Source organism: Rhizobium sp. P1_E1 (genome assembly GCF_056406015.1).
Genome location: NZ_JBFUAY010000332.1, coordinates 1 through 3,709, shown reverse-complemented (window position 1 = coordinate 3,709; position 3,709 = coordinate 1). Strand labels below are relative to the sequence as shown.

Here is a 3,709-nt window from a genome sequence, read left to right as displayed (position 1 = left end):
GTATAGGTCCAGCTGCCGCTGGCGGCATTGAAGGTGAAGCTGCCATAGATGCCGTTGAGGGAGGCCGGGGCGGCAAACGCCGCCTCGCCGTCGTCGACATCGCTGACCGTCAGCTTGCCGGAGGCATTCGGATCGCCGCTGCCGGCCGCACCCGCCTCGACCGTCGCCCGATCGTCGGTGACCGTCGCATCGACGACGATCGAAGCCGCATCGTTGGCGCCGGTGAGCGAGATCGAGACATTTGCCTCGCTCAGCGTGCCATTGCCGAGCCGTATCGCGTAGACGAAACTATCTTTGAGGATTTCACCGGCAGACAGCGTGTTGATATCCGCGCCCGAGCCCGCGATGCCGCTTCCGTCACTAAGACGGTATTCGATCTTTCCATTATTGATCCTGACCCAATTGCCGAGCAGGGACTTCTCCCAGGCAGATGCCCCATTCGCTCCGACGTCTTTCGCAAGAAGCTCGTAGTCGGCGGTAATTGGATTGCCATCACCGTCGTCGACCGAAAAGAGGGATTTGGCATTCCCGCCAAGATCATTCGACATGACGTCGAGGGTTATGGTTTTGGTGGCCGCATTGTAGAGCTGGAGACTGAGCAGTTGGTCTTCTGTCCAGATGTAAGAGTCATCCTTCGCCTGCGGCGTATTGGAGAAAGAAGTCGTGCTGCCGCCGCCGGTGCTTTGCGTACCCATCAAAATAACCCCCCATAATACAAAACAAGTAACCCGGCATTGATTCAAGATTAGCAAACCAGCATGACACGCGTTGAACATGCGGTCGTGCCGATATTATCGGCAACAATGCCCATATTTCTTAAATCAGAACCGGAATACTCCCCATCCCTAATAAAGTGTTAACACATATACTGTGAAATGAAAGACGATTTTCTTGTGATGGTAAATTTGTCCAGGAATTCGCTGCGAGAGACGCCGAAGTCGCAGACCTCGATCCTGACGAGCAGTGGAGTGGGATGGCGGCGCGCAAGGCGCTTGCGAAGCGCAGGCCCAAACTTTAGAGCCTTTCCGCTTTTCCTCGCTTAGGTCGGCACCGGCTGCTCCACGCCGATCATTTCATCGGGATGTTGTCCCGGATCGGCTTTCTACAACGAAGCCAAAAGAAGGAGCTCCAAATGTCCGACGTGCGAATATTTCCATCGGGTGAGCGGCAGCGAAGCGGGACACCGACGACGGGTGAGCAAACGTTCCCCCAAGCCCGCCGCCGACGTAAAGGACACCGCCCTCCGCAAAAATATGGAAYCGTGTCGTCCGCCATCGGTTGACCAGATGTCCACCTCAAACATGGAGCCGAAAATGAGCAAGACCAACGTTCGTGAACTCCAGAAACGCGCCGAACGGCAGGTGAGGAACACCAGCGCCGGCGGCCATCTCGGCGGGACATATTTCGGGCAGCAACCAGACGGAAAAACCGCCTCGTCGACCAACAACGACAGCGCCAAGGCGCGCCCGAACAACGGAAGCAAATAAGCGCCGCGGGCCTCACCGCACCTAAGTGAAGAATTCTCCTGCGCCCAGGGATCTGGGCGCCTCCCCTGCTCGCGACGTCCACCTCGCTATTGATCGGCGACGCCTCCGCGCTAGCTTCTGCTCGCGGCCGAGCGGCCGCGGGGGATACGATCTTTGGGCGAAGGCGGAGGGCGACGTGGCATTCTATTCGATTGACGATGCGATCCGGGAACTTGCACCGGCTCTCGACAAGGCGCCGGCGGGCGCGGTCAGCGGCGAATGGACAGCCACCACGATGCAGGCAGGGCATTCCTCCCGGACGGGCGGCTACCGCGATGCCGAGGGAAACTATGTCCCTGAGGCCTCCAGGCATCCGCTCGATATCATCTCTGATGTCGTTGAAAAGCTCGGTGCATCAGGGATGCCCCGCTTCAACAAGGTGATAATCCGCTGGAGGAAGCCGAAGTTCCCCTTCATGCGGGGAGAGATCACGCTCGAAACGAGTTATGACCGGACGATCGTGCCGCGCGGCCCCGACGACCCGATCTACGAAACCGCTGCCGCTACGCGGCGCGTCTTCTGGCAGAGCCGCGGCACAGTCCAGGAGGATTTTGCCGCAGAGCGCGGAACGGCCAACATTCACGCCCAGACGAAATGGTTCGGCCCGCACCGCCGGATCCTCGCCATCCATGCGCCGGGAAGGCTGACGCTTGCCACCGACGGGCTGTCGACCCCCTGGGCCGGCATATCTGAGCCTGAGAACGGCGTCGAATGCGAGCTTTTCATGGAACTCGACGCCGCGACACTGGATGCGGCCGGGATCGAAAACTGGGCGAACCTGTTGATCAACATCGGCGACCTCGTGGCAGACGGTTATCGTGTGGCCCGCGATGTCGAGAAGCACGGCGCCATCCTGTTCTGCCGGCTGACCGAGGATTACCGCCCGATGACCCGGATCGTACTCAGCCGTGACGCAGGCCGGATCGACGGCCTGCCTTTCGGCTCCACGCCGCTGATCCTGGCAACGCCGATCAAGGAAGCCGAAATCGAGGGGCAGGACCTTTCCGACGACTGGGGCGCTGCGGCCGCCCGCAACGCCCTGGCCAAACATGGGGATTGATTGATGTCGCCGATGCCGGACGGTTGTCGTCCGACCGGCGCGATCTTGCGCTATTCCTGGATGTCGGGCTCGACAACCCTGGCGAGGTTTCGCAGCGACTCCTGCCAGCCGAGATAACAAGCCTCGGGCGGAATGACGTCGGGCACGCCTGCCTGTACGATATCCACCTCGGTGCCGACCGAAACCTTCTTCAGCGTCACGGTGACTTCCATTTCGCCCGGCAGGTTGGGATCGTCGAACCTGTCGGTGTAGCGCAGACGTTCGCCCGGGACGAGCTCGAGATATTCGCCGCCGAAGGCGTGGCTGTTGCCCGTCGTGAAGTTGCGGAAGGACATTCTGAACGTGCCGCCGACAACCGGCTCCGAATGGTGCACAGTGCAGAGGAAGCCGTTCGGCGGAAGCCACTTGGCAAGCGCGTCCGCCTCCAGGAATGCGCGATAGACTTTCTCCGGGGTGGTCGCCAGAACGCGGTGCAGGCGTATGGTACTCGGCATGGTCGTGATCCTTTTTGGATTTACGGAATGGACGAACCTAGGACGGACGTGGCTTGGCCGATCCGACACCGGATCGAATTTTTCTTCAAGAAGAATTCGATCCGGCGTCGCGGCTCAACCAGGCATGCCATCGAACTGCGGAAGATCGAGCGGCCTTGCCCAGGCCAGCCGGCGCCGGGTGAACATTTCGACCCCCGGCTTGATCAACTCGGGCCGGTCGAGGCTGCCGAGCGTCACGAAGACGAGGCCGGGGAAGCTCTCGAGGTTGCTGCTGAATAACCTGGCGCCGCAATCGGGGCAAAAGTTGCGGTCGAGCCCTTTGCCTGAATCGGCGATGTAATGAAACGCTTTCGGGCTGCCGCTGATCACGGTGAAATCTTCCTGCGGCACGGCGAAGAACGTGGCGGCCTCGCCGCCCGTTGCCCTCTTGCAGTCCAGGCAATGGCAGTTGGCGACAAAGTTCGGGTCCGTGTCGAAGGCAAATCTTACTGCGCCGCAGGCGCATTGCCCGGTATATTTCCTGGTCATGTCAGATGCCTCCCATCCCGTGTTCGAACGTCGTGCGATTGGCACTCCACCGCCTCAGAGCGCCGTGCGTCCTTTATGACCCACAAAGGACGCCCTAACTC

At 60.4% G+C, this 3,709-nt stretch carries 5 protein-coding genes; 2 read left to right on the top strand and 3 right to left on the bottom strand.

What is annotated here, in order from left to right; all coding sequences use genetic code 11:
* The coding region (locus AC1D1Z_RS35115) for a VCBS domain-containing protein (RefSeq protein ID WP_477853390.1) at window positions 1-695 on the bottom strand (695 nt) is incomplete at its 3' end.
* A 618-nt stretch (window positions 696-1,313) separates the two neighbouring features.
* Between AC1D1Z_RS35115 and AC1D1Z_RS35110 the strand changes: the two genes are divergently transcribed.
* Together AC1D1Z_RS35110 and AC1D1Z_RS35105 are read left to right on the top strand one after the other, a co-directional pair.
* Window positions 1,314-1,487: a hypothetical protein gene (locus AC1D1Z_RS35110; protein ID WP_018446286.1), complete on the top strand. Its 174-nt coding sequence runs from the start codon at window positions 1,314-1,316 to the stop codon at window positions 1,485-1,487.
* Between the two features lie 175 nt (window positions 1,488-1,662).
* Complete coding sequence (locus tag AC1D1Z_RS35105; protein ID WP_130652676.1) at window positions 1,663-2,586, top strand: hypothetical protein; 924 nt, start codon at window positions 1,663-1,665, stop codon at window positions 2,584-2,586.
* A gap of 50 nt (window positions 2,587-2,636) precedes the next feature.
* On the opposite strand, the gene AC1D1Z_RS35100 is transcribed toward AC1D1Z_RS35105, so the two are convergent.
* Window positions 2,637-3,080, bottom strand: coding sequence for an SRPBCC family protein (locus AC1D1Z_RS35100; protein ID WP_018242667.1), 444 nt, complete (start codon window positions 3,078-3,080; stop codon window positions 2,637-2,639).
* 114 nt (window positions 3,081-3,194) lie between these two features.
* A complete protein-coding gene (locus AC1D1Z_RS35095) occupies window positions 3,195-3,608 on the bottom strand; it encodes a GFA family protein (protein WP_047623313.1) in 414 nt (137 codons plus the stop codon).
* Window positions 3,609-3,709 lie beyond the last annotated feature (101 nt).

Excerpts from the sequence above, each read along its gene's own strand:
- AC1D1Z_RS35110 (WP_018446286.1), top strand. The coding sequence starts at position 1,314 with ATGAGCAAGACCAACGTTCGTGAACTCCAGAAACGCGCCGAACGGCAG.
- AC1D1Z_RS35100 (WP_018242667.1), bottom strand. The coding sequence starts at position 3,080 with ATGCCGAGTACCATACGCCTGCACCGCGTTCTGGCGACCACCCCGGAG.
- AC1D1Z_RS35095 (WP_047623313.1), bottom strand. The coding sequence starts at position 3,608 with ATGACCAGGAAATATACCGGGCAATGCGCCTGCGGCGCAGTAAGATTT.